This is a genomic window from Sorangium sp. So ce128, assembly GCF_051525245.1.
Classification (GTDB): Bacteria; Myxococcota_A; Polyangia; order Polyangiales; family Polyangiaceae; genus Sorangium; species Sorangium cellulosum_B.
The window spans coordinates 10,500,001-10,525,310 of sequence record NZ_CP150313.1; the positions used below are offsets into that span (position 1 = coordinate 10,500,001).

Consider the following 25,310-nt stretch of genomic DNA (forward strand, 5'->3'; position numbering starts at 1 on the left):
AGCCCATCGACTTGCACACGGCCGAGACGACCCCCTCGGTCCGGACTGTCTTTCCGCTGAACTTGCCCGGCTCCTGCAGGAGCACCGGCAGCGGCGTCGTCGAGCTCTCCGTGATGGGCGCGCCAAACTGCTTCTTCTCGAGCCGCGCGATCCCGGAAGCAGACGCCTGCATCGGCGCTGCGCCCTCGGCGGCGGCGGGAGGCGCGGCCGCAGGAGCCGGCTCGGCGTCGGGCTTGCGCTCGGCGGAACAGCCGAGCTGCGCAAGGACCAGGAAGAACAGGGAGGCGATGGGCTTTGCACGCATGAAGACGAGTTTGCCCGACCCGACGGGCCCCTGCCACCGGCCCAGGGAAGAGCACCTCGGCGGCGGCGGAGCGCGCCCGACGGCCCCGCAGCAGGTGGCGGGGGCGCGAGCGCAGCTGGCGGCTCGGCCGCTCACAAAAGCCTGCTACAAGGGCGGGCATGCGAACCGCTCGCGCCCGCGTCGGACGAGGCACGGCGGCGTGCGCGGTCGCGCTCGCCTGCACCTCGACCGCGCACGCCGAGGAGCCCTCGAGCGCCGCGACCGCCAAGGATGCCGCTTCGGCCGAGCAGCCACCGGGACCTCCGCGGCCGCCGCTGCCGCCCGCGCCCCCCCGGACCCGCTTGCCGTGGGCCAGGCACATCGAGGTCGGCGCGGACATCGCCCTCGTCAACCGGTTCGGCTCGGACGACGCCGCGGGCCAGCCGACGGGGATTCGCCTGAAGCCCGCGGTCGGCGTCGGGGCCCACGCGCGCTGGGAGATCTTCGACTACCTGCGCTTCTCCGCCTTCTTCGTGCACGCCGAGCACGAGCTCGCGCTCCAGGCGGGCGCGCTCGCGCAGCCCGGCCCGATCACGGCAGAGCCACGCGGGGACGGCGCGCCCGCGGTGCGCACCCTCGCGCTCGGCGCGCGCCTCGCGCCCACGCTTCCGCTCGGCGAGCGCGCCCGCTCGTGGCTGTCGGTCGGCGTCGGCTACGACAGGTTCGACTTCGACCGCATGCGGGTCTCCGACCCCGGGGGTGAGTTCACGGTCCGCGAGCGCGGCGCGTCGTACGTCGAGATCCCGCTGGGGCTCGGGGTGTCGTTCGACATCATCCGCCGCTGGCTCACGATCGAGCTGGAGACCTCGGGCGCCTTCCTGCTCGGCCGGGGCGGCGACGCCACCCGGGAAGGCCAGGCCATCGACGCCCAGGGGCGGCGGCGCAACGTCGGCGCGCTGCCGCAGGCCCGAAGCTCGTTCGTCCAGACGCTCGGCCTCTCTCTCGTGCTGTGATCGCCGCGTCGTGCGGCGAGCTCAGCTGAGGGCCAGCATGCGATCGATCGGGACGCGCGCGCGCTCGCGCAGCTCGGGAGCCATCTCGAGGCGCGGGGCGAGATCGCGCAGCGCGAGATAGACCTTCTCGAGCGTGTTGAGCCGCATGAAGGGGCACTCGTTGCAAGCGCAGTTGCCCTCCGGCGGCCCCTCGATGAACTCCTTGTGCGGCGACGCCTTGCGCATCTGGTGCACGATGCCGCTCTCCGTCGCGACGATGTACTTCAGGGCGTCGTCCGCGGTCGTGTACTTGAGCAGCGCGGTCGTCGAGCCGATGTAGTCGGACATGCGCAGGATCGGCTCCTCGCACTCCGGGTGCGCGATGAGCTTCGCGTCCGGGTGGCGCTCGCGCAGCGCGACGATCTTGCGCAGGCTGAAGGTCTCGTGAACGACGCAGCTGCCCTGCCACAGGCGCATCGGGCGGCCCGTCCGCTCGATGAGCCAGCGCCCGAGGTTCTTGTCGGGCGCGAAGAGGATCTCCTGCCCCTCCGGGATCGCGCGGACGATCTTCTCCGCGTTCGATGACGTGCAGATGTAGTCGCTCTCGGCCTTCACCTCGGCGGAGCAGTTGATGTACGAGATCGCGGCCGCGCCGGGGTACCGGGCGCGCCAGGCGCGGAAGCGGTCGACGGGGCAGCCGTCGGCGAGCGAGCAGCCCGCCGCGAGGTCGGGGACCACGACGATGCGCTCGGGGTTCAGGATCTTCGCCGTCTCGGCCATGAAATGCACGCCGGCGAACAGGATGACGTCCGCGGTCGTCTTCTTCGCCTGCTGGGCGAGCTGCAGCGAGTCGCCGAGGAAGTCTGCGAGATCCTGGATGTCGCCGTCCTGGTAGTAGTGGGCCAGGAGGACGGCGTTCCTCTCCCGCTTCAGGCGGCTGATCTCGTCGTGCAGATCCAGGCGCGGATCGATGGCGGCAGGCTGGGGCGCGGCGCTCGTCATGGCTAGCTAAGGTAGGCACCGCGCGGCGCGCTGGCCAGGGCCCCCGAGCCGCGCGGCGAACTCGGGCGCGCTCCAGCCACGCCCACGCAGCCGGTGCGGCATTCGCCGGCGCTCCAGCCGCGCAGCGCGGTCCAGCCGCGCAGCCCGCCGCGTCTCCCTCGTTGACAACGGCCGGCACCGGTTCACGATCGAGGCCCGCGGTGGGCCTGGGGAGGAGCTCTCGTCGTGGGCGGCCACCCATGTCCTTCCTGATCCCCGTCGCCCTGCTCGCCCTCGTCGTACCGCTCGTCGTGGCGCTCCTGCGCGCAAATGAGCTATTTTGCGTGCGCGTCGAGGGGCGCAACGTCCGGCTGCTCCGGGGCCGGATGCCGCAGCGGCTGCTCGACGACATCACGGACGTCCTCCGCGCAGCGCCGGTCGGGCGGGGCGCGGTGCGGGTCGTGGTCGAGGACCGGCGCGCTCGGGTCCACGTGGAAGGGGATATCTCTCCCGAGCAGGCTCAGCAGCTGAGGAACACCGTCTCCATGTGGCCGGTTCCGAAGATCCGCGCGGCCCCGAAGCGCTGCGCGGGCGCATGACCCCGCCGCCGACATTTCCACCCTAGCGAGTCAGTCCCGCATGGCCGACGACAAACCCCGAGACAATCCGCCGACCTCCAAGCTGGGGCGCCTCGCGCGCCTCGCCGGCCTCGCGCCCCGCACGATCCCGTTCGCCATCGAGGGCGCGAGGCGCGTCCTCGGCGCGACCCGGACCGAGGAGGAGGAGGCCGAAGCGCGGCGGAGGATGGCCCAGGAGGTCAAGAAGACCGCCGAGGCGATGCTGAAGACGCTCGGCGAGATGAAGGGCCTGCCGCTCAAGTTCGGCCAGATGGCGAGCTACATCGACGGGCTCGCGCCGCCGGGATACGAGGAGAAGTTCCAGGCCACGCTGAAGAAGCTGCTCGACAAGGCGCCGCCCCTGTCGCCGGAGGCCGCGGAGCAGATGATCCGCGAGGAGCTCGGCACCCCGCCCGAGCACGTGTTCGCGACCTGGGAGCGCGAGCCGTTCGCGGCGGCGAGCATCGGACAGGTGCACCGGGCCACGACGAGGTCGGGGGAGCGGGTCGCGGTGAAGGTGCAGTACCCCGGCATGGACAGGGCCATCGAGAACGACCTGAAGAGCGTCTCGATGCTCGAGGCGATGATGGCGCCCCTCGCCAAGAAGCTGAACGCCCGGCAGACCGTCGACGAGCTCCGCAAGGTCTTCCTGTCCGAGCTCGACTATGCGCGCGAGGCCGAGATGGCGGACCTGTTCCGCCGCATGAACGCCGGGGACGAGGACGTCTCTATCCCGCGCATCCACCACAGCCTCACCACGAGGCGCGTCCTCACGCTCGAGCTCGTCGACGGCATGAGCTACGCCGAGTTCTGCGAGCGCGGCAGCCAGGAGGCGAAGGACCGCGCGGGCCTCTCCATCTGGCGCTTCACCTTCCGCTCGATGCTCCGGTACGGCTGGCTCTACGCCGACCCGCACCCGGGCAACTACCGCTTCCACGAGGATGGCCGCGTCACGATCCTCGATTTCGGCTGCGTGAAGCAGCTCCCGCCCGACCTCGTGGCGGGCATGAAGCGCTACATGCGCGCCGCCATGGACGCGGACTGGAAGGAGTTCGACCGGGCGTGCGTGGAGGTGCTCGGCTACGACCCGGCCGACGAGAGCTGGGATCTCTACCGGAGCTACACGATGGAGCTCATGGTCCCGCTGTGCACGCACGGGACCTGGAAGTGCTCCCCGGAGAAGGCGCGCGAGACGGTGGCGTACCTGACCCGCGGTATCCGGGGGCTCGCCCTCAAGGAGGGAGAGAAGATGCCCACCATCCCCCACGTGCCGAAGATGCCGCAGGACTTCACGTTCGTGAATCGCCTGCAGTGGGGGCTCGCGTCCGTGCTGGCGGGGCTCCGGACCGAGGCGGCGTTCCGGCGGACCATCGATCCCTGGGTGCGCGACGGGGTGCACCCCGTCCCCGATTGAGCGCGGATCGCTGGTAGGCTCGTCGGCGCGGAGAGGCGCGCCGAGGTCGCTTCCGCCGCGGCTCTCACCTTGACCTCGATCCCGCACGCTGTGACATTCGATCGGGGCATGGACGACGAGAGGGCGGCCTGCGAAAGGCGCGTAGGAACGACCCTGCGGGGCAAATGGACGATCGATCGCCTCGTCGGGATCGGCGGGATGGCCGCCGTCTATGCCGTGACCCACAAGATCGGGCGGCGCGATGCGATCAAGATCCTCCACCCCGAGGTGGCGCGCTCGAAGGACCTGCGCGCCCGGTTCGAGCGCGAGGCGCAGGCCGTCAATCGGTTCCAGCACCCCGGCGTGGTCGAGATCCGCGACATCGATGTGACCGAGGACGGCGCGCCGTTCCTCGTGATGGAGCTCCTCGACGGCGAGTCGCTCGCCGACCGACTCCAGCGGCTCGGCAGCATCGAACCGGGCGAGATGCTGCGGCTCATGGACGAGCTGCTCGACGTGCTCGGCGCCGCGCACGAGCAGGGGATCATCCACCGCGACATCAAGCTCGACAACCTCTTCGTCGAGAAGACCGGGCGCCTCAAGGTGCTCGACTTCGGCATCGCGCGCATGCGCGACGGCGTGAAGACGGCGATGCGGACCCGCACGGGCGCGACGCTCGGGACGGTGTCGTACATGGCCCCGGAGCAGGTGCGCGGCATCTCGGTCGACCACAGGGCGGACCTCTTCGCCGTGGGCGCGACCATGTTCCGTGTGATCGCGAAGCGGCGCATCCACGAGGCGCGCACGGAGTCCGAGCTGCTCGTGAAGATGGCGACCATGGCGGCGCCGCCGCTCGCGAGCGTCGCGCCGGACACGCCGCACGGACTGTGCCTCGTCGTGGACAGGGCGCTCGCGTTCGATCGCGACCGGCGCTACCCGGACGCCCGCACGATGCAGGCCGACGTGCGCGCGCTCCTGCATGGAGCGGCGCCGCCGCACGCGTCGGCGCGCCTCGCGGCGGGCGACGTGCCGTCGGCGGGCGCGCCGCCGCTCTCCCCGATGCTCCTGTCGGCGGCCGCCTCGGCGGAAGCGCAGGCCGAGCCTCCGCCGCGGCCCGCGGCCCCGTCGGGCGCGAGGTGGAACGAGATGGGCTCGGCGCCGGCGATCGGGTCGGAGCTCGGCCCAGGCAACAGCGGGGCGTCCTCGTGGGAGGCCGCCACGATGGCGGCGCCCGGAGCTCCGCGCGGGAGCGCCATGGATGCTGCCCAGGCGCACGGAGGCCACCCCGGCATGGCGCAGGCCGTCCCCGGCGCTCCGAATGGACCGCCGTCGGCCCTGCACAACACCGGCGCCGGCCACGCCGGAGCGCACGGCGCGCCCCCATCTTGGCAGGGCGCCAGCGCGCCCCACAGCGCCCCCATCTCGCTCCACAACACAGGCTCGGGCCTGCACAACACCGGTCCGGCCTACGGCCCGCCTGCCCCGGCGCATGGCGCCAGCGCGCCCCACGGCCCGCCTGCCCCGGCGCACGGCGCCAGCGCGCCCCACGGCCCGCCTGCCCCGGCGCACGGCGCCAGCGCGCCCCACAGCGCCCCCGTCTCGCTCCACAACACAGGCTCCGGCCTGCACAACGCCGGCCCGGCCTACGGCGCGCTCGCCCCGGCGCACGGCGCCAGCGCGCCCCACGGCCCGCCCGTCTCGCTCCACAACACAGGCTCCGGCCTGCACAACGCCGGCCCGGCCTACGGCGCGCCTGCCCCGCGGCACAGCGCCGGCGTACCGCACGGCGCGCCCGCCTCGCTCCACAACACCGGCTCGTCGCTGCACACCACCGGCTCGGCCTACGGCGCGCCCGCGCCGCCGCACAGCGCCAGCGCGCCCTACGGCGAGCAGCCGGCCGCCGCGTGGGCGCCGCGCCACGCTCAGCCGAGGCTGCCGCCGAAGCTCGTGATCCCGCTCGCGCTCGGCGGCGTGGCGCTCATGATCGTGAGCGTGCTCGCGGTCTGGATGGCGCTCCGCGACGAACCCCAGAGCGACGCGGTCCAGCACGATCTGCTGCCGGCCCAGAGCGCGAGCGCCGGGCCGACCCAGCTCTCCCCGTCCTCGGAGAGCACCGACGAATCGCGGAGCAACGTGAACGAGCCAGGATCGCGGAGCAACGTGAACGAGCCAGAGACGATGCGCCCGGAAGCGCCGAACGCTCCGGCGAGCGCGCCGCCCGCGAGCACGTTCATCATCGACTTGACCAAGAAGAAGCAGCGGACGAGAAAATCACGCCAGGACTGAAGCCAGATCGCCGAACATGGAGCTCCGCCCCCTCATGGTGACGAGGACAACCCCGCGCGCTCGATCGATGCTCGCCGGGTCTGCGCTGGCGCTCACGCTCTCGGGAGCGTGCTCGGACCCGGTGCCGATCGGCCCACGTCCCGACGCCGGCGGCGACGGTGGAGGCGGCAGCGGAGGCGCGCCGCCGCTCTGCAGCTCCGGCGACGTGCAACCCTGCTATCCCGGCCCGGCAGACACCGAGGGTGTCGGCGTGTGCGCGGCGGGCGTGCGGAGGTGCCAGCCAGACGGCCAGAGCTTCGGCGAGTGCGAAGGCGCCGTGGTCCCGAGGCCCGAGGACTGCGGCACCACCGTGGACGACGACTGCGACGGCGCGACGAACGAGCCCGACGCGGGGTGCGAGTGTACCCCGGGCCAGATCAAGACTTGCTACAGCGGCCCCGAGGGGACGAGCGGCGTGGGGCTCTGCGCGGTGGGGCTGCAGATGTGCGATCTCTCGGGCACGTCGTGGCGGCCGTGCGGCGGCCAGGTCACCCCGCAACGAGAGACGTGCACGGACGACACCGACGAGGACTGCGACGGCTTCGCCTGCAGCACGCCGCTCTGGGCCGCCCTCTACGGTGATCAGAACACCCAGAGCGCGACCAGCGTCGGCGTCGACGCGCTGGGAAACATCTATATCGGCGGCACCTTCTCGGGGACCATCAACCTGACCGGCAAGGAGGCGGGCGCCCTCGTCAGCATCGGCACCTCCGACGTGTACGTCGCGAGCTTCGACCCCTCCGGACAGCACCGCTGGAGCGTGAGGTTCGGCGGCAGCGGCGCCGAGACGCTCAACGGGCTCGCGGTGACGCCTGAAGGCAACCTCGTGCTCGGCGGGACGTTCTACGGCTCGTTCACGTTCGGCGGCACGACGCTGAGCAGCGTCAACGCGCTCGACACCTTCGTGGTCACGATGACCGGAGAGAAGGGCGAGCAAGGCTGGGCACGCCAGCTCGGCGACGCGGCCGATCAGACACTGCGCTCGATCGCGGTGGACCCCGCCGGAAACATTGCGATCGCCGGCTACTTCAGCGGAAAGCTGCTCTGCTCGTCGTCGCCCGTCCCAGCCTGCGCCGAGAGCGCAGGCGGCACCGACATCTTCGTGCGGAAGTACGATCCGCTCGGCGCCGTCCTGTGGACGAGGATCTACGGAGACGACAAGAACCAGTTCGCCACCGGCGCCGCCGTCGGCAACGACGGCAGCGTGCTCGTCACCGGCCGGTACAACGGCACCCTGACCGTCGGCCCCCGGCAGGTGAAGAACACCGGGCTCGGGCCGAACCTGTTCGTCCTGAAGCTCGACAGCAGCGGGAACGGCGTCTGGCTCTCGGATTATGGAGACACGGCGTCGCAGGCGGGCACCGGGATCGCCGTCGCTCCCTCGGGCGCGGTGCTCGTGACCGGGACGTACATGGGCGCGCTCAACTTCGGAGCGGCCGGTACGCTCCCCGCCAACGATGTGCAGACGGCGTTCGTGGCGTCGCTCGCCCCCGACGGCGTGCCCGTGTGGGCGCGGTGGTTCGCCGGAGACGGCCCCCAGGAGAGCACGTCGATCGTCGCGGACGCGGAGAACGGCGTGGTGGTGACCGGCTCGGTCCAGGGCGTGGTCGACCTCGGCGGCGGGCCGCTGCCCAGCGGCGGCGGCTTCGACGCCTTCGTGGCGAAGCTCGACGCCGATGGCAACCACCTCTGGGGGAAGGTGCTCGGCGCCGCCGGCAACCAGAAGTCGAACGCGGCGGCCATCGCGCCGAGCACGGGGGTCATCGCGCTCTGCGGCACCGCCGAGGGGAAGATCGACTTCGGCCTCGGCGAGCACGGGGCGAATGGGACCGACGCGTTCGTCGTGCTCCTGTCGCCGTAGACCGGAGCCGCGGCCCCGGTCACGGGGCGCCGCGAGCGCCCGCAGGGACGAGGTCGACGCGGCCGAGCTCCTCGTTGGTCGCCGCGATGGCGGCGCGGATCGGCTCGCCGACGCCGTAGCGACGGCTCGCGCCGACCAGCGCCTGGGCGGCGGCGTCGATCCGATACGGGCCGCCCGGCAGCGCCTCCAGCGCGATCGTGCCCGTCGCGCCGGACTCGACCATCTGGACGACGAGGCCGAACGGCTTGATGGATACGATGTAGCCCTCGATCTCCTCGCCGACGCGGGAGGCGAAGAGGCGCGCCACGAGCATGCGGTGCCGCTCCGTCTCGGCCTTGGCGGCGCTGCGCGCGCGCGCGTTCAGGTGGTGGGCGAGCGACGCGAGCGCCTCGCACTCGACGCGCTGGTCGCGGCGGCCCTGGAGATAGCGCTTGACCACGCGGTGCACCGCGAGGTCGGCGTAGCGGCGGATCGGGGACGTGAAGTGCAGGTACAGCGGGGCGCCCAGGCCGAAATGCAGGCCTCCGGCGCCCGTGTACCGGGCAGGGCCGAGCGCCTTGCCGAGCACGGTGCGGATGGCCGGCGCGAGCTCGGAGCCCCTGTACTGCGCCTCGAACGCCGCGAGGCCGAGGGGGCTCAGGCGCGCGCCGAAGCCGGCCTCGACGCCGAAGTTGTGCGCGAACTGCTCGAGCGCGCGGACGCGCTCCTCGGTCGGCTCGTCATGGACACGAAAGACGCAGGGGAGCCCGCGCGCCACGAGCCAGCTGGCCACCGCCTCGTTCGCCGCCACCATCAGCCGCTCGATGAGGCGGTGCGCGCCCGTGTCGGAGCGCGGCGAGACGGCGGTCGGCTCGCGCGTCTCGGCGTCCAGCGTCACGTACGCCTCCTCGCGATCGAGCTCGACGCCGCCGCGCGCCGCGCGGACCGTCGACAGCCGCGCGGCCGCGGTGCGGAGCCAGCGCACGACCGGCCGGGCCGCCTCGGGGATGCCGGCGGCGCGGCCTGTCGTCAGGAACTCCTCGACGGCGTCGTACGAGAGGCGGGCGTGCGAGCGGATCACGCTCTCGTGCAGGTCGATCGACGTGATGCCCCCTTCGGGGTCGATGCGCAGCTCGACCGTGACCGCGAGCCGATCGACCCCCGGGAGCAGGCTCGCCGCCTCGCTGGAGATGGCGTCGGGGAGCATCGGGATGACGCGGCCAGCCAGGTAGACGCTCGTGCCTCGGGCGCGGGCCTCGAGATCGAGCGGCGAGCCCTCGGGGACGAACGCGTCCACGTCGGCGATCGAGACGAGGACGCGGAGCGCCCCGTCGGGCCCGGCGGGCAGCACGGCGACGGCGTCGTCGATGTCCGTGGTGACGGGCGCGTCGATCGTGACGGTGATGACGTCGCGCAGGTCGCGGCGGCCCCGCGCGAGCTCGCGCTCGACCGACACCGCGGCGACCGTCGCGCGCGACGCCTCGAGGACCTCGCCCGAGAACACGGCGCGCACGCCGTTGCGGGCGAGGCACCGCTCGATGCCGAGATCGGCGCCCGACGCGACGACGCGCGCCGGGACGACCGCCGCGCCCTCGATGGTGGCGACCACCGCGGCGCCCTCGGGGAGGTCGTCGGCGCTGCCCGGCTTGAACGGCCAGTCCGTGTTGGAGACGAGGCGATCGACCCGGAGGTGCGGCCGCTTCGCGTGCGATACGACCGTCCCGAAGAGCTCGGAGCGATCGCGCTGGACGAGGGCGAGCTGCGACGCGCTGAAGCGGCCCGGCTCCGCCTCGACGACCACCGCATCGACGACGTCGCCGTCAAGGAACGGGTTCAGATCGGGCGGCGCGATGAAGGCGGTCGCCGAGCCGAGGGCAGCCCAGCCCGGCCTGCCCGGCCCCCCCGCCTTCTCCGGAGAGGCCTCGATGTTCAGGAACCCGAAGCCACGGGGGTTGACCGAGATGCGTCCACGAACGGGTGCGTGCATAGGCGCGGAAGGTACGCCAGATCCCGGCACGTTCGAGCACAAGCTGCCCGTTGAGCTCGCATCAACGCCAGAGAATTACTGCAACACGGTAAGCAGCACGGTAAGCAACACGGTAAACAGAGCAGCGCGTGACGTCGCGGCATCGCGCACTGCATGCCGAGATGCGCTCGGGGTGCCCGGGGTGCCTCGCGCTGCGCTGCGCTGCGATGACGTGCGGGCGGCATCGCGGTTCCACGTGCACGGGACCCCGTGCGTGGGCGGGACGCCACGGCAAAAGTGCCTCCCTGGACGGTTCGCGGCGCCGGATCGGCTTATACTCGACACATCGTGGAAGACTCAGGGGACATCATCGAACTAGCGCGCGTGATGCCTCGGGACCGCTTCGTCCGCCAGGTGACGAACCTGCTCCTCGTGGTGTCCGAGGCTGGTCCGGACAACCAGCAGATCGCATTCCGGACGGTCGCCGCATCGCCGGCGGCGCACCGGAAACCGCCGCCTCCGCCCGGCCCAGCGAGCGAGGTGTTCCAGCTCGTCAAGGCGAAGGGCAATCCCTATCTCGACCAGATCTCGGTGGGCCGCACGCGCAATTGCGACGTGGTGCTGCGCCACCCCTCGGTGTCCAAGCTGCACGCGCACTTCCGGCGCAATGAGCAGGGGCAGCTCGTGCTCATCGACAACGGCTCGCAGAACGGGACCCGCGTGAACGGCAAGCTGCTCTCCGAGAGCGAGCCGCAGGAGATCTCGGTGGGCGACGTGATCCAGTTCGGCCGGCTCACGACGTCACTGCTCGATGCAGCGGCCCTCTTCGACCTCGTGCGCGAGCAGGCGCGCGTCGCGAGGGACCAGGCGAACCGGTGAGCGCCGCGCGCGGCGGCGCTCAGAACCGGTATCCCGCGGAGACGTTCGGAAAGAACATCGTGAACGTGCCGTGGGCGAGTTCCTCGAACACGACCTTCTTGCCCGGCGCGCAGTCGACCGTGGGGTGCGCCTCGTCGCACTCGGCCCCGACCACGTAGGTGTTGCCCGTCTCGAGCGGCGGGCCGTCGACGAGGAAGAAGCCGACGCCGAGGCCCGCGCTGGCGCTGAGGCGCCCGAGCTTCAGCCGGAGCCTCAGCTCGGGCATCGCGAACGGGGCGGCGGCGCGGACGGCCCTGCCCGCGTTCTGCACGGCCACGCTGATGGTCCTCTCCGCGTCGGACGCCGTGCCGGTCACCTCGTCGCTCATCTCGGCCAGCACCACGCCGAGCCCGAGCGCGCCGCCGACGTCGAGCCATGACGACAGCCCGTAATGATAGCTGCCGCCGACGATCACCGTCACGCCGGCCATGCCAATGTCGTCGTGAAAGCTGTAGCGGACGGGGAGCCTCTCGTCGCCCCCGCGCGGAGCGGCGTACGTCGCGTCGAGCGAGCGATCGAGCGTCGTGTGGAGGCTCAGGTACCCGGCCGTGAGCTCGATGGCGGCGCCGATCGGGAACTCGTAGCTGCCGCGCACGCCGGCCAGAACGCCGGACGGGCGCGAGATGCCCGAGCAGCTGTAGCTGCCGCAGCTCCGCTCGGCGTCGCTCTCGAGCGACGAGGCGAAGGCATAGCCGCCGGTCGCCTCCAGCCGGAAGACGCCGACCCTCCGACCCCAGCGCGGGTGCGCGTCGTCGATGGCGAGCGGCAGGACGATGTCGCCCCTCGTCGTCTTGTCGACGGTCGCGCGCAGCGTGCGCGAGAAATAGCCCGGCTCGTGCGCCTCGAAGGTGTGGCGCCCGAGCGGCAGCGCCCCGCGCCACTGCCCCTTGCCGACCGGGACGCTGTTGATGGTCAGATCCGCGCTCAGCGGCTGGGCGACGACGCGGACCTCCTCGCCGAGCGGCCCCGCCTCGACCGTGGCGACGGCGAGCTGCCCCGCGATGACGTTCGCCTCGCGGGGCGCAGAGCCGAAATTGCCCTTGCGCACCGAGTAGAAATGCGGACCAGGCGCGAGCGCGCCCTCCCACGGCAGCTGGCCGATCAGCGCGCCGTCGATGGTGAGATCGGCGCCGACGAGCCGCTCGTCCTCGACCTTCAGCCGGCCCGTGCTGGCGAGCGGATCGAGCTTCGCGTCCACCGACCTGGTCTCGGCGACCCCGACGGTCACGATCCGCTCGAACGTGTGCCAGCCGTCCTTGACCACACGGACCGTGTGATCCCCGGGGAGCAGCCGGATCGGGCCGGCGAGGGGGAGCCGGCCGCGCTGTTTCCCGTCGATGAGCACCAGGCCATCGACGTTCGACGAGACGACGATGCTGCCGATCCGCGCTCGCAGCGTGGCGATCGCGGACGCGACGCTCCGGCGCTCCGGCTCGCCGAGCTCCGCGCGGAGCTCCGTGAGCAGCGCCTCGTAGAGCTCGAGCGCCTCGTCGTAACGCCCGAGCTGTTCGAGGCAGAACGCGGCGTTGAGGGTGTTGGGCACCGACGCGACGACCTGACGCGACCTCAGGTAGAGCTCGAGCGCGCGCTGGAAGTCGCCGATCTTGCGCAGCTCGTTCCCTTCCTGAAAGAGCGCCTTGGCCCGGGCGAGCGCCTCGTCCGTCGACGCGGGCGACGCGGGCGACGCGGCAGGCGGCTCGGGTGGCGCGCCCGGGACAGCCGCCGCCGGCGGGGGCTGCGCGCGGGCCGGAGGCGCAGGCGCCGCGCTCGCCACGGCGAGCGCGCAGGCCGCAAAGCAGCGCCGCAGGGCGCGACGGGCGCGCGGCATCGGTCTCACCACCGGTCGACCGGCACCACCGCGGTCGGCGCCGACGGAGCCGCAGGCGCCCCCGTGGCGGAGGGCGTGGCAGGCTCGGCCACGGGAAGAGCGCCGCGCGGGGCGCGGCTCTTCCTGTCACGGCGCGGGGCAGGCTCGGAGGCCGCGACCGACGCAGAGGCCGGCGCGGGCGGCTGGAGATCGATGCGATCAGGGCGGATCGTGCCGTCGCTCAGCATGAACACCGTCTCCTTCGTGGTCGCGCCGCCGCGGGTCACCTCGATCTCGAACGTGTCGCCGGCCTTGCCCGTCAGGTCGAGCCGGCCGTCGCTCACCGGACGCGCCGCGCCGTTGACCCGCGCCGTCGCCTCCTTCGGGAGCGTCACGACGGCGGTGAAGGACGCAGGCGCAGGTGCAGGCGCGGGCGCGACGGGCAGCGCGGGCTCGCTCGGCGCGGCGGGCGACGCGAGCGGCTCGTTGCCCGTCGAGGCGCGCAGCGCGAGACCGCCGCCGATCGCGGCCAGGGCGACCACCGTGACCGCCGCCCCGACGAAGCGCCGCCGTGCCGCGCCGGAAGGCTCCTTCACCGCGGTGAAGGAGCTGCCGCCGATGGATCGCTCCTCCCCCTCGGCCGATCGTGAGAGCCTGGACTCGCGCAGCGCGGAGATCGGGGTGGCGCCGGCGCGCCGCTCGGGGTCGATGCCCCGCAGCTGATCCAGCGTGACGACGCCGGTGCCCTCCGCGTGCGGCTCGAGCGCGGCGATGAGCTCCTCCATGCTCTGCCAGCGCTCCGCGGGATCCCGCAGGAGGCCGCGGTGCACGACGGCCGCGAGCGCCGGGGAGACCCACGGCGCGGCCCCGGAGAGCGGCGGCACGCGCTCGGTGCAGATCGCGAGCAGGAGCTCGGCGAGCGAGGCGTTGGGATCCCAGGGGCAGCTCCCGCAGAGCGCCTGGTAGAGCGAGACCGAGAGGCTCCAGATGTCGGAGCGGTGATCGACGTCCTTCGCCATCTTCGCCTGCTCGGGCGACATGTAGATGGGCGACCCGAGCACGCCGCCGGCGCGCGTGAGCTCGTGCGAGACGCCATCCCCCGTGCGCTTCGCGATGCCGAAATCGCACACCTTGACCACGATCCTGCGATCGCTCGACGACGGCGGGCGGATGGAGCCGGACGGGCGCCGCCCCGAGGGCGGCGGGCGGACCGAGCCGGACGAGCGCCGAACCGACGGCGGCCCCGCCGCGAGCGAGCCGCGCTGGGTGGACGGCGGCGCCGAAGCGAGCGGGCCGCGCCGGGTGGACGGCGGCGCCGAAGCGAGCGGGCCGCGCCGGGTGGACGGCGGCGCCATCGAGGTCGACGGCCTCTGGGCCGTGCCCTCGAACGGCGCGTGCAGGAAGAGGTTCGCCGGCTTGATGTCGCGGTGCACGATCCCCTCGGCGTGCGCCGCCGCGAGCCCGCGCGCCGCCTGGATGAACACGCGCACGACGGGCTCCGGCTCCAGCGGCCCGCGCATCCTGAGGAGCTTGGCGAGGTCGACGCCGTGCAGGAGCTCCATGATGATGAACGGCGTCGCGAGCGTGAGATCCGTGCCTAGCTCGAACGTCTTGACCACGTGCGGGCTCTGGATCGCGGTCACCGCGCGCGCCTCGCGGATGAAGCGGCGCACGGCGTGGTCGTCCTGCCCGACGGCGCTCTTGAAGATGACCTTGGCCGCCACCCGCCGCCCTTCAGGCGACTCCGCCTCGTAGACGGCGCCCATCCCGCCGCGCCCGATCAGCCGGCGCACCGCGTACCGGCCGCCGAGCTCGCGGCCGACCAGCGGATCGGTCTCGGCGCCGGCGCGCTCGGCGATGGCCTCGCGCAGCTCGGGATCGAGCGGCCTCAGCATGTCGATGGTGACGCGCTCCTCGCTGTGCGACGCGGCGCGCAGCGCCTCGGCGAACGCCTCGATCGACGGATAGCGCCGGTCCACGTCGCTGTGCAGCGCGAGCGAGAGCGCGGTCGCGAGGCGCGCCTCGATCCACGGGGCGCGATCCTGGATCGACGGGAACCGCGAAAGGGACGACGCCGGCGCGTCCGCCGCCGTGTCCGCGGGGCCGAGCTCGGCCGTGTCCGCCGTGACGTCGAGCTCGGCCCACGGCGAGACGCCGCAGAGCATCTCGTAGAGCGTCGCCGCCAGGCCGAACACGTCACCCCGCACGTCCGCGGTGCGGTCCCGCGGCCCCGACTCGTCGCGCAGAGGACCGGTGCTCCTCGCCGCCTTGCCAGGGGCGGAGGTGGCCGTGTCGCAGCCCTTCGAGAGCCCGAAGCCAAAGACGCGGACGAGGATCTCTCCGCTCGGGAGGTGCTCCAGGAAGATGCGCGGCGGCCGCACGTCGCGGTAGACGAGGCCCGCGGCGTGCACCGCCGAGAGCCCCGCAGCGGCCTGGAGCGCGATCCGCACGGCGACCTCGGGCCCGAGCGGCCCCGTCTCGGCGAGCAGCGCGGCGACGTCGGTCCCGTCGAGCAGCGGCATCACGAGGTAGGCGAGATCGCGCTCGAGGTCGTGGCCGGCATCGACGATCGGGACGACATGCGCGTTGTCGAGCTTCGCGGTGACGCTCGCCTCGCGGGTGAGCCGTGACAGCGTGTCCTCGGTGACGACCTCGGGCCGCAAGACCTTGAGCGCGACGCGGCGACCCGAGGGGCCCCGGGCCTCGAACACGACACCGAAGCCCTGCGCGGAGAGGACGCGGACGATCCGATATCCGCCGGTGAGCGCGCCCCCCACGAGCGCCGTCGGATCCGCCAGAGGTGCTGTCCGGCCCATGTCCTCAAGCATACGACGGCCCATCGCGCCCCACAAAGCATGAGTGTCACGCGACCTCGGAGGCGCGCTGCGCGCGGGCGCCGCACCGACGCGGAGCGCCGGCCACGCACCTACAACGACGCCACGCCCGCCGCACCGCGGCGCCTCCGCCAAATGTAGGCGCGACAACCGCAGATAACGCGGTGAACAGACCGTCGTACACGCAAGAACACGCGGGGACACGCAAGAGCACGGGGGGATACGCATGGATACGCATGAACACGCGAGGACACGCAGTAAGCCCTTTGAATCATGGAATATTTGTCTAATTTGTCTTGCCGATGGACAGCTCACGAGTTTAGATTCCCAACATCCCATTCACCGCCGCTCGGTCAGGATCTGGGCAGGACTGGTTGATCTCAAGCGCGCACCCCGATGTGCGCCTCCCCCGCCGGGGGACCTGGAGGCACCATGACCCTGCGATCCCTCGGGCGCGCGCTCGCCGCCCTGACGGCCTTTCTCGTCCTCACGCTCGTCCTGGCGCGGCCGGCGCGCGCCAAGGGCTCTTCCGTCGATGAGCGGCTCGCCAAGGTGCTCGCCCGACACGGGTTCACCGGAGAGATCGAGTCGACGCTGGAGTCGCGGCTCGGGCGGAAGCTCGACAAGAAGCTCGCGAAGCTCGGGCGTGACCTCTTCTTCGACAGCCTCCTCGGCCTGAACGACGACAACTCGTGCTCAGGCTGCCACGCGCCGACCGCGGGCTTCGCCGACACGCAGTCGATCGCCATCGGCATCGACAACAACGGCGTCGTCGGGCCGCACCGCACAGGGCCGCGCAACCAGCGCCGCTCGCCCACCATCATCAACACGGCCTTCTACCCCACGCTGATGTGGAACTCGCGGTTCTTCGCCGTGTCCGGCGACCCCTTCGACAACAGCCAGGGGTTCTCGTTCACCGCGCCGGAGGGGATGTCGCTCTCTTCCCTGCCGCACCTGCTCAACGCCCAGGCGTTCATCCCGCCGACCGAGATCACCGAGATGACCGGGTACGAGGCGCCGCAATCGCACGATGTCGTGCGCGAGGAGGTCACGGCGCGCGTGAACGACGTGAAGGCGTACCGGAAGCGGTTCGCCAAGAGCTTCCGGGCGGTGAAGCGAGGGGACGACATCACCTACGAGATGATCGCGGCCGCCATCGCCGAGTTCGAGATGTCGCTCACGTTCGCCGACGCGCCCATCGACAGGTTCGCCCGCGGCCGCCGGCACGCGATGACGCTGGAGCAGAAGCGCGGCGCGCTGCTCTTCTTCGGCGAGGCGGGGTGCGTCAGGTGCCACGCGGTGTCGGGGGAGTCGAACGAGATGTTCAGCGACTTCCAGCAGCACGCGATCGGCGTGCCGCAGATCGCGCCGACCGACGATCCGGCGCACTCGAACGTGGTCTTCGACGGCCCGAACGCCGATGAGGACTTCGGCCTGGAGCAGGTCACGGGGGATCCGGCCGATCGGTACAAGTTCAGGACCTCGCCGCTGCGCAACGTCGCCCTCCAGCCCACGTTCTTCCACAACGGCTCGTTCACGTCGCTGGAAGGCGCCATCCGCCACCACCTCGACGTCTACACGTCGGCCACGGAGTACACGAACAAGCACCTCGATCGCGATCTGCGGGGTGAGATGGGCCCGCTCGCGCCGGTCCTCGCCGCCGTCGACCCGCTGCTGCAGGAGCCGATCGACCTCACGGAGGAGGAGATCAGCTGGCTCTGCGCCTTCGTGGGAGAGGCGCTGCTCGACCCGCGCGCGACGCCGAAGCGGCTCGAGGCGCTCATCCCGGAGGAGCTCCCGAGCGGGCGCGAGGTCCACCGCTTCGAGTAGCCACGGGCCGGGCAGGCGGCGCTCAGCCGGTCGAGCGCCCGCCGGCACCCCGGCTCAGCTGCGGTCGAGGCAGCTGCTCAGCGATTCCTTCTGGATGCTGCACTCCTCGTCGTACTTCGCAGAATCGCAGTGGTCCTCGGCGTGGTTCCGACACTCGAGATACGACTCCCAGGCGTCGTGACAGCCTGCCTCCTCGGCGGCCTCCGTGTCGGCGCTGCACATCGCGAGGCAGCTCTGCTCCGTCATGGCGTCCCCCGGGCACTCCACGGCTTGCTCACAGAGCTCGGGGCAACCCTCCTCGCCGTGCTCGTCGCTGCAGCCCACGGCGACGAGGGCGAGCACCAACATGGTCATTACCTTCATCGGCCCACCGTATCACGAGCGCGACGCCGCGCGCTGGCGCGGCCCAGGTCGGCGCCAGTGGGCAGCAGCAGCCAGGGCGGCGCGCCGGCTCTCTCCGGCGACCGCTCCCGGGAGGGCGCAGCTCAAGGCAGCAGCCGGGAGAGGAGGCTCCACTTCGCCGAACGACCGGACTTCATGGCGAGGACCGTGGTCACGCCGATCACCCCCGCCGTGAGGGCGATGTTGAGCGGCCCCATGACGCCGAGGAGCCGCTGCAGCGCCGCGGCCTTCGCGGGCGGGCGCGGCGCCGGCGCTTCACCCTCCTTGAGGAGGGGCACCCCGCCGTCGGGCGCCTCTTCGCGCATCTGCTGTCCGCCCAGCATGCTGGCGACGCTCGTGGCGAGCGTCGCGCCCAGGAGGATGTCCTTCAAGCGCACCAGATCGCGGGTCTCACGGTCGATCGATCGCCCCGAGATCACCGTCCGCCCGATGAACCAGGTGGCCGCGGCGGTGCCGAGCGAGATCGCACTGACGAGGTTGTACCGCTGCCATGCGTCAGAGAGCACCTTGCCCCGCTCGGCCTCGGAATGGATGTCCTTGACCGCCTGGCGCAACGCCAGCCGGCCGAAGAGGGGACCACCGAACCCCGCGGCCAGACCGAGCTCATGCAGCACCCATGCAGACGTCGAGAGTGTAGCCATGTCGTTCCACCTCGCCGCGACGCGCAAGCAAGATCGTGCCCAGGGCTTGACTGCGCGCCAGGATCCTGGCCGTCGCAGGCGCGCCGTCTCGGCAGCGCGCCGGCGTCCGCGAGGACGGGCCCGGCGCGGCCCCGACGAGAACGGCGCTTGCCCGGCGCCAGGTCACGTCGACAGGTACGTCGCGCCGCCGCGCAGCACGGCATTCCCGCGAGCGTCGCTGAACTCTCGTCCGGCGGATGAACCACGCTCGTCGACGAGCGCGGCGGCGGCGGGGCGGAGCACGTCGGCCACGGCCTGCCGCCGCAGCCGGTGGAGCTCGCCTTCGGCGAGGAACCCGTGGGAGGGCGGGAGATCGCCGTCTGCCATGCCCGGAGCTCCGGTGCCCACCTGGTCGAGCGCGCGCGCGAAGGCCGCGGCGACGCGCTCTCGCAGGCGCGCGCCGCCGGTGGTGACGGCCCAGCGGACGAACGCCCAGGCGAGCTCCGCGTGGCGGGCCTCGTCGCGCGCGATCGCCTGGAGCGCCATGCGCACCGCCGGCGGCTCCGCCGCCTGCGCCGCGACCTCCGCCTCGATGGCCGAGAGGGTCTCTCCGACGCAGCCCTCCACGACGGTCGCCAGGGTGATGGCCTCGAGCGAGCCGAGGTCGTCGAGCGCGCCGTGCAGGGGCAGCGGGCCGACGCCCACCGGCTCCCCCGCGTACGCCGAGGCGATCGCGAGCGCGACGCGCGCGTGCCGCACCTCGTCGAGCGCCGCGCGGTGCGCCGCTTCGAGCAGCTGGGGAGGCGCGCCCTGGGCCATCAGCGCGAGCGCGAAGCGGCCGAAGGAGGCGACCGAGGCGTGCTCGTTCTGGCCACGCTCGGCCCAGCGCCGGGCGAGCTCACGGCGCGCCGCGGGCGCGAGCGCGCTCAGGTCGGTGTCGGCGAGCGCGCGCTCGAAGCGCCGCAAGTCGGTCTGCGACCACGCGCTCGGGGCGTGCGCGAGCGGCGCGACGCGGGGCTCACCCCGGACCAGGAGAGGGCGCCCTTCACAGGAGATGGAACCGACGAGGTAGCAGCAGCTCCCCGGATCCGACGCCGTTCGGTTCGCGTAGGGGCCCTGGATCCACCCGGCCGCGCCCTCGCCCTCGGCGCTGCACGTACACGTCCCCGAGCCGGGCGGCAGGTCGTCGAGGTGAGGCGCAGCCTCGGAGGCCGCAGGGCAGGCGCCGCCGACCGGCGCCGTGCAGTGCACCTCGTAGCAACACTGGCCGTAATAGCCACCGTCATGAAACGGCCCGACGCAGGTCGGATCCGGATAGGGTTCGAGCGGCGCCGAGGCGTCAGGAGAATCGACCTGGCCACCTCCGCCGGCCCCCGATGTCGCGCCTGCCGTCGAGCTCGAGCTGGAGCTGGATGTCGCGCCTTCAGGCGAGCTCGATCCGGAGCTCACCCCCGACGTCGCGCCTCCAGGCGAGCTCGAGCTGGAGCCGGACTCGATGTGCGTGCCGCAGCCCGACACCAGCGCAAGGCTCGCGCCCCACTGGGATGCGACCAGGATTCGAAGCAGGAAGTTTCGCATGGACGGCGACAAGCAAGGCATGTACCGGGCGAACACACGTGTCTCTGGGCGCCGGGAGAGCACCGCCGTGCCAGCATGTGCCATCGCCCTGTCGCCTCCACGCGGCCACGGCCCCTGCTGCCGGTGGACCTTCCATCCGGGCGCGGCCCTGGATACCGGGTCTCGATGTCACCAACCCACCCGGACCGCCGGGCAGATCTGGAGCGGCGCGAGGGTGCGCCCGTCCCGAGGAGGCCTCATGCGGATCGTTCTCGATAGCTCCGTCGCCATCGCCTCGATGAAGCCCGCAGAGCCCGGGCACTCGGACGCAGTCGCTTTTCTCGAGCGCGCCCGCGCCGCCGTGGCCGCGGGCGCGGCGCGCGTGCTCGCGCCGCCCGAGCTATGGCTGGAGGTGTACGTCGCCGAGCAGCGGCTCGCGATGTCGCGGCGGGCCGCGCCCGCGGCAACGAGCCCGCTGGGAGGCCTCGCGATCGAGCTGGTCGCGCCCGTGGACGCGGGCGCCATCACGGAGTTCCTCGACCAGCTGACGAGGCGCATGCGCGGCCGCAGGCCCTTCGCCAACGCGACCGACCTCGTGTATCTGTGGGCCGCCCGCCGCGCGAATGCCACCGTGGTGACGCTCGACGAAGGGCTCCTCAAGTACCACGGTGTCGTCTGCGATGTGACAAGGCCGCAACACGTTCGGCTCGAATCCGGATAACGCGTCGCAGCGAGCGGCGAATGCACGTCGCGACAACCGCCGTCCGAGGAACGTCGAAAAACAGCATCTCTGGACGGTCACGGCGCAAGTTTACACTCCGTGCAAATGCACTTGTCGCACCCGGCGAGGGCAGCTATCCCTGAGCGTCGCAGCGGAGCGCGCGGAGCTCGCGAGCCTGGGCTGCGCGGCGAGGCGCATGCGAAGTACATCGCTTATTTCACCGGTCCTCCCGGTGAGCTTGGCCCTTTTGACCACCCTGGCTGCGCCGCAGGCCCACGCCCGCCGCGCCGGGCTTGCGGTGGAGGGGTGCAACGGCTGCCACACCGGCGGCGCGGAGCCAGATATCACCATCGACTATAGCCCCAAGAACCCGGCGGCCGGCGAGACGGTGACTCTGCAGGTGCAGATCCGGTCTGCCAACATCAACGCCGGGGGCATCTATCTCCTCACCGAGACAGGTCGGCTCTCCCCCATCAACGGTCAAGGCACCAAGCTCATCGACGAGCACCAGCTCGTCCACGACGCGCCGAAGCGGGCGAGCGGCGGGGCCGTCCGCTTCGACGCGCAGTGGATCGCGCCGGGCGCGCCGGGCGGGGTCGTCGTCCAGGTGTGGGCCCTCGCGGCCAACGGCGACAACGGCCCGCGCGGAGACGGCGCTTCGTCCGCCGACACCGCGTTTGCCTACGGATGCACCGGGACGACGTATTACCTCGATCGCGACGCCGACGGCTACGGCGACTCCAGCGTGCCCAGGGTCGATTGCACCCGGCCGGCCGATCACGCCGAGCGCGGCGGCGATTGCGACGACTACAGCGTCAACATCCATCCCGATCAGGAAGAAGCCTGCAACGAGATCGACGACGACTGCGATGGAGAGGTCGACGAGGAGCTCGAGGTCACCACGCAGTATGAAGACGCCGACGGCGACGGCTATGGCTCGTTCTTCGGCGCGACGGTCACGGCGAAGTGCCCCCCCGAGGGGTACGCGCCGAGCTCCAACGACTGCAACGACAGGTCCCCCGACGTCCACCCGGACGCGACCGAGACATGCAATCTCGCCGACGACGACTGCGATGGCCGCATCGACGAGGGCGTGCGCGAGGTGTGCGGCGTCGGGATGTGCGCGCGGGAAGCGACCGCGTGCGCCCCCGGGTCATGCACGCCCGGCGAACCGAGCGCCGAGGTGTGCAACGCGCTCGACGACGACTGCGACGGCGAGGTCGACGAGGACCCAGGCCTCTGCGCGCCCGGCGAGGGCTGCCCGAGCGGCACGTGCAGCAGCGGGACCGGCGGCGGCACGGCCGTGAGCGCTGGCAGCGCCGGCAGCGCGGGAAGCGCGGGGAGCGCCGGCGGCGGCGTTGCCTCCGCGGGCTCCGCGGGCGGCGGCGCGCCGGACGAGGGAGGAGCGGACAGCGGCGGTTGCGCCATCGACGCCGGCGACCCCCGCGGCGGCTCTCCGTGGCGGCTGCTGACGCTCGCCTCGCCGTTCGCCCTCCTCGCGTTGCGGCGGCTGCGGAAGAGTGGCACCCTACGGTAAGCCTTCCTTCCGAGCCTGAGGTCAACACGCATGCTCTACCGCCGCTTCGGTCGCACCGAGATCAAGATGCCTGTCCTTTCGTGCGGAGGGATGCGGTACCAGCAATCCTGGAACGACAAGGACCCCATCTCGCCCGCGAGCCAGCGCAACCTCGAGGCGTGCATCGAGCGGGCGCTCGAGCTTGGCATCTATCATATCGAGACCGCGCGAGGGTACGGCACGAGCGAGGAGCAGCTCGGGAAGATCCTGCCGACGCTGCCGCGCGAGCGGCTCATCGTCCAGACGAAGGTCAGCCCCGAGGCGGATCCAGCGAAGTTCCTTGCGAGGTTCGAGCGGTCGATGAAGCTCCTCCGCCTCGATCACGTCGACCTGTTCGCCCTCCACGGCGTCAACGACGAGACGCGCCTCTCGTGGTCGCTGCGCAAAGGTGGCTGCCTGGACGCTGCGCTCGAGCTGAAGCGGCAAGGCCGCGTGCGCGCGGTGGGGTTCTCGACGCACGCGGCGCCGCGCGTGATCACCGCCATGGTGCAGGACGGCCGCTGCGATTACGTCAACCTGCACTGGTACTACGTGAATCAGCTCGCCTGGCCGGCCATCCAGGCTGCGGCCGAGCAGGACATGGGGGTCTTCATCATCAGCCCCACCGACAAGGGGGGCAAGCTGTATGAGCCGAGCGACAAGCTCGTGCGGCTCTGCGACCCGCTCTCGCCGATCGTGTTCAACGACCTGTTCTGCCTCGCTCGCCCCGAGGTCCACACGATCAGCGTCGGGGCGGCGCGCCCGTCCGACTTCGACGAGCACATGAAGGCCTTGCCGCTGCTCGACGCCGAGGGCGCCGCGCAGGCCGCGCTGGCGCCGATCCTGCGCAGGCTCGACGAAGAGCTCGAGCGGGTGCTCGGCCGCGCGTGGCTCGACACATGGCACGTCGGCCTCCCGGACTGGGAAGCCGTCCCCGGGCACGTCAATATCCGCGAGATCCTGCGGCTGTACAACTTCGCCCGCGCGCTCGACATGACGGCCTACGGCAAGATGCGGTACAACCTCCTCGGCAGCGGCGACCACTGGTTCCCTGGGAACCGGGCCGATCGCGTGCGGGAGCTCGACCTCGCGCAGGCCCTCGCGGGCGCGCCGCAGCGGCACCGCATCCCCGAGGTGCTGGCGGAAGCGCACGCGCTGCTCGCAGGGCAAGAGGTGAGGCGCCTCGGCAAACACTGAGTCTGGGCCTCGCGCCGGCCCGGCGGGCGGCGCCTCGGCGGGTGAGCCGGGCGCGCGCCGCTGTCGGTCACGGAGGCGCGCCGACTTCCAGGCGAGCTCCTCGCCAGCCCCACAGGGCCACCAGCATGCCGAGGTGCGCGGCCGCGTAGAGGGCGAGCATCGCCCGCAATGTCAGCGAGGCGTCGAGGAGCAGCGGAAGCCCGACGCCTGCCCAGCCGATCACGAGGAGCCCCGAGATCGTCAGCGGCCCGCGCGTCCACGGCTCGCCTCGCTGCAGCCCGCGGGCGGCGAGCACATCGAGCGCGCCCGCGGTCCACTGGGCGAGGCTGATGAAGGCGAGATGAGCAGCCCGATCCGCGTGCGGAATAACGCCCTTCTTCGCGACGCCAGCAAGGACGCAGGCCGCGTGCGCGGTGCCGCCCAGGAGCAGCACGATGCCCGTCACGAGGGCGAAAGACGCCAGCGCGGGACGTGGAGACATGCCGCCCAGGATACCCGAGGAGCGAGCATCCGCGTTGCAAAAGCGGAGACGGCCGACAGCGCACGGTTCTTGCCGCCTCCTGCCCTTGTTCGACATCCTGCCCTCGTGGGTCAGGGACAGTCGTTCCAAGGAGGTCTCTCATGCGCATTCACGGTACAGGGACGATGGCGCTCCTCTGCGCGCTCGCGTTCGCCGCAGCGGCAGGCTGCAATTCGGGCGGAGGGGACAGCGGAAGCGGCGGAGCGAACGCGGGCAGCGGCGGCGCGGGGGATGGCAGCGGCGGAGCGGGCGCCGGCACCGGCGGCGCGGGCGCTGGCAGCGGCGGAGCGGGCGCCGGCGCCGGCGCCGCGGGGGATGGCGGCGGCGGCGCAGGCGCTGGCACCGGCGGCGGGGCGGAGGAGCTGAGGTGGTATCTCACGTGCGGCGATCCGGTATGCAGCGGGCACCGGCCCCGCGACGGGGTGAAGCCCTGCACCGACGAGAAGGAGGGGGAGCCGTGCGCCGCACCGGACGCGACATGCGATCCCGCGAACGACTGCAACGCGCAGCTGCTCTGCACGAGCGACGATCCGAGGCAGCGGCCGGAGGGTTGCCCCAGATCCCGCGCCCGGTACAAGCACGATATCCGGTACCTGCAGGAGACCGAGCTCGCGCGCGTGCGCGACGAGCTCGTCGCCACGCCGCTCGCGACCTGGCGTTATAACCACGAGGGCGGGCACGGCCGCGAGCGTCTCGGGTTCATCATCGACGACAATCCGGCGAGCCCGGCGGTCGCGAGCGACGGCGACCACGTCGACCTGTACGGGTACACGAGCATGGCCGTAGCAGCGATCCAGATGCAGCAGAAGCAGATCGCCGCCCTCGAGCGTGAGCTCGCGGCGCTCCGCAAGGAGCTCGACTCGGCGCGGCAGGCGGCGCGCCCGCCGGCGTCCAGAGCGGCCGGTCGAGCCACACGATAGAAACACGATAGAACAGCCGCAGGCGTCGAGCG

Annotated in this window: 20 protein-coding genes (1 of these 20 running past the window's edge); 11 read left to right on the forward strand and 9 right to left on the reverse strand. The window is 72.1% G+C overall.

Going from position 1 to position 25,310, the window contains the following annotated elements:
- Positions 1–304 carry the 5' portion of a DUF4920 domain-containing protein gene (locus WME82_RS39795; RefSeq protein ID WP_438039561.1) on the reverse strand. It extends 242 nt beyond the left edge of the window, so the window shows 304 of its 546 coding nt (coding positions 1–304); it begins with the start codon at positions 302–304; its stop codon lies beyond the left edge, outside the window.
- Between the two features lie 158 nt (positions 305–462).
- Here WME82_RS39795 and WME82_RS39800 point away from each other — a divergent pair, with 158 nt between their 5' ends.
- Positions 463–1,296 (forward strand): hypothetical protein, encoded by an 834-nt coding sequence (locus WME82_RS39800; RefSeq protein ID WP_438039562.1) that lies wholly within the window; start codon positions 463–465, stop codon positions 1,294–1,296.
- 21 nt (positions 1,297–1,317) lie between these two features.
- Here the strand turns inward: WME82_RS39800 and nadA are convergent, their stop codons facing one another.
- The gene (gene nadA, locus WME82_RS39805; RefSeq protein WP_438039563.1) at positions 1,318–2,277 is read right to left on the reverse strand and encodes a quinolinate synthase NadA; all 960 of its coding nucleotides are present in this window, start codon (positions 2,275–2,277) and stop codon (positions 1,318–1,320) included.
- 239 nt (positions 2,278–2,516) lie between these two features.
- On the opposite strand from nadA, the gene WME82_RS39810 reads away from it, so the two are divergent.
- The 4 genes from WME82_RS39810 (at position 2,517) to WME82_RS39825 (ending at position 8,452) form a co-directional block, all read left to right on the forward strand.
- Positions 2,517–2,855: a DUF3634 family protein gene (locus WME82_RS39810; protein WP_438039564.1), complete on the forward strand. Its 339-nt coding sequence runs from the start codon at positions 2,517–2,519 to the stop codon at positions 2,853–2,855.
- 40 nt (positions 2,856–2,895) lie between these two features.
- Positions 2,896–4,287, forward strand: coding sequence for an ABC1 kinase family protein (locus tag WME82_RS39815; protein WP_438039565.1), 1,392 nt, complete (start codon positions 2,896–2,898; stop codon positions 4,285–4,287).
- Positions 4,288–4,395: 108 nt separating this feature from the next.
- Entirely contained in the window at positions 4,396–6,552 is a 2,157-nt protein-coding gene (locus WME82_RS39820) for a protein kinase domain-containing protein (RefSeq protein ID WP_438039566.1), read from the forward strand.
- Positions 6,553–6,586: 34 nt separating this feature from the next.
- Entirely contained in the window at positions 6,587–8,452 is a 1,866-nt protein-coding gene (locus WME82_RS39825) for a hypothetical protein (RefSeq protein WP_438039567.1), read from the forward strand.
- A gap of 19 nt (positions 8,453–8,471) precedes the next feature.
- On the opposite strand, the gene WME82_RS39830 is transcribed toward WME82_RS39825, so the two are convergent.
- Positions 8,472–10,418: a ribonuclease R family protein gene (locus WME82_RS39830; RefSeq protein WP_438039568.1), complete on the reverse strand. Its 1,947-nt coding sequence runs from the start codon at positions 10,416–10,418 to the stop codon at positions 8,472–8,474.
- 327 nt (positions 10,419–10,745) lie between these two features.
- On the opposite strand from WME82_RS39830, the gene WME82_RS39835 reads away from it, so the two are divergent.
- Positions 10,746–11,276, forward strand: coding sequence for an FHA domain-containing protein (locus tag WME82_RS39835; protein WP_437741743.1), 531 nt, complete (start codon positions 10,746–10,748; stop codon positions 11,274–11,276).
- A 19-nt stretch (positions 11,277–11,295) separates the two neighbouring features.
- On the opposite strand, the gene WME82_RS39840 is transcribed toward WME82_RS39835, so the two are convergent.
- Positions 11,296–13,143 (reverse strand): PEGA domain-containing protein, encoded by a 1,848-nt coding sequence (locus WME82_RS39840; protein WP_438039569.1) that lies wholly within the window; start codon positions 13,141–13,143, stop codon positions 11,296–11,298.
- A 5-nt stretch (positions 13,144–13,148) separates the two neighbouring features.
- The gene (locus WME82_RS39845; RefSeq protein ID WP_438039570.1) at positions 13,149–15,938 is read right to left on the reverse strand and encodes a protein kinase domain-containing protein; all 2,790 of its coding nucleotides are present in this window, start codon (positions 15,936–15,938) and stop codon (positions 13,149–13,151) included.
- Between the two features lie 450 nt (positions 15,939–16,388).
- Here WME82_RS39845 and WME82_RS39850 point away from each other — a divergent pair, with 450 nt between their 5' ends.
- A complete protein-coding gene (locus WME82_RS39850; protein WP_438039571.1) occupies positions 16,389–17,786 on the forward strand; it encodes a cytochrome-c peroxidase in 1,398 nt (465 codons plus the stop codon).
- A gap of 54 nt (positions 17,787–17,840) precedes the next feature.
- On the opposite strand, the gene WME82_RS39855 is transcribed toward WME82_RS39850, so the two are convergent.
- The 3 genes from WME82_RS39855 to WME82_RS39865 all read right to left on the reverse strand — a co-directional run bounded on the left by WME82_RS39855 (position 17,841) and on the right by WME82_RS39865 (position 20,386).
- Positions 17,841–18,134: a hypothetical protein gene (locus tag WME82_RS39855; protein WP_438039572.1), complete on the reverse strand. Its 294-nt coding sequence runs from the start codon at positions 18,132–18,134 to the stop codon at positions 17,841–17,843.
- A gap of 137 nt (positions 18,135–18,271) precedes the next feature.
- A complete protein-coding gene (locus WME82_RS39860; protein WP_437741748.1) occupies positions 18,272–18,829 on the reverse strand; it encodes a hypothetical protein in 558 nt (185 codons plus the stop codon).
- A gap of 162 nt (positions 18,830–18,991) precedes the next feature.
- Complete coding sequence (locus tag WME82_RS39865; RefSeq protein WP_438039573.1) at positions 18,992–20,386, reverse strand: hypothetical protein; 1,395 nt, start codon at positions 20,384–20,386, stop codon at positions 18,992–18,994.
- Between the two features lie 238 nt (positions 20,387–20,624).
- Between WME82_RS39865 and WME82_RS39870 the strand changes: the two genes are divergently transcribed.
- The 3 genes from WME82_RS39870 (at position 20,625) to WME82_RS39880 (ending at position 23,838) form a co-directional block, all read left to right on the forward strand.
- Positions 20,625–21,086 carry a PIN domain-containing protein gene (locus WME82_RS39870; RefSeq protein WP_438039574.1) on the forward strand — a complete coding sequence of 154 codons (462 nt, stop codon included), beginning with the start codon at positions 20,625–20,627 and terminating at the stop codon, positions 21,084–21,086.
- A 247-nt stretch (positions 21,087–21,333) separates the two neighbouring features.
- Positions 21,334–22,623 (forward strand): putative metal-binding motif-containing protein, encoded by a 1,290-nt coding sequence (locus tag WME82_RS39875; protein WP_438039575.1) that lies wholly within the window; start codon positions 21,334–21,336, stop codon positions 22,621–22,623.
- A gap of 30 nt (positions 22,624–22,653) precedes the next feature.
- A complete protein-coding gene (locus tag WME82_RS39880) occupies positions 22,654–23,838 on the forward strand; it encodes an aldo/keto reductase (protein ID WP_438039576.1) in 1,185 nt (394 codons plus the stop codon).
- A 67-nt stretch (positions 23,839–23,905) separates the two neighbouring features.
- Here the strand turns inward: WME82_RS39880 and WME82_RS39885 are convergent, their stop codons facing one another.
- The gene (locus WME82_RS39885; protein ID WP_437853309.1) at positions 23,906–24,319 is read right to left on the reverse strand and encodes a hypothetical protein; all 414 of its coding nucleotides are present in this window, start codon (positions 24,317–24,319) and stop codon (positions 23,906–23,908) included.
- A 140-nt stretch (positions 24,320–24,459) separates the two neighbouring features.
- Here WME82_RS39885 and WME82_RS39890 point away from each other — a divergent pair, with 140 nt between their 5' ends.
- Positions 24,460–25,278, forward strand: coding sequence for a hypothetical protein (locus WME82_RS39890; protein ID WP_438039577.1), 819 nt, complete (start codon positions 24,460–24,462; stop codon positions 25,276–25,278).
- Positions 25,279–25,310: the final 32 nt, after the last annotated feature.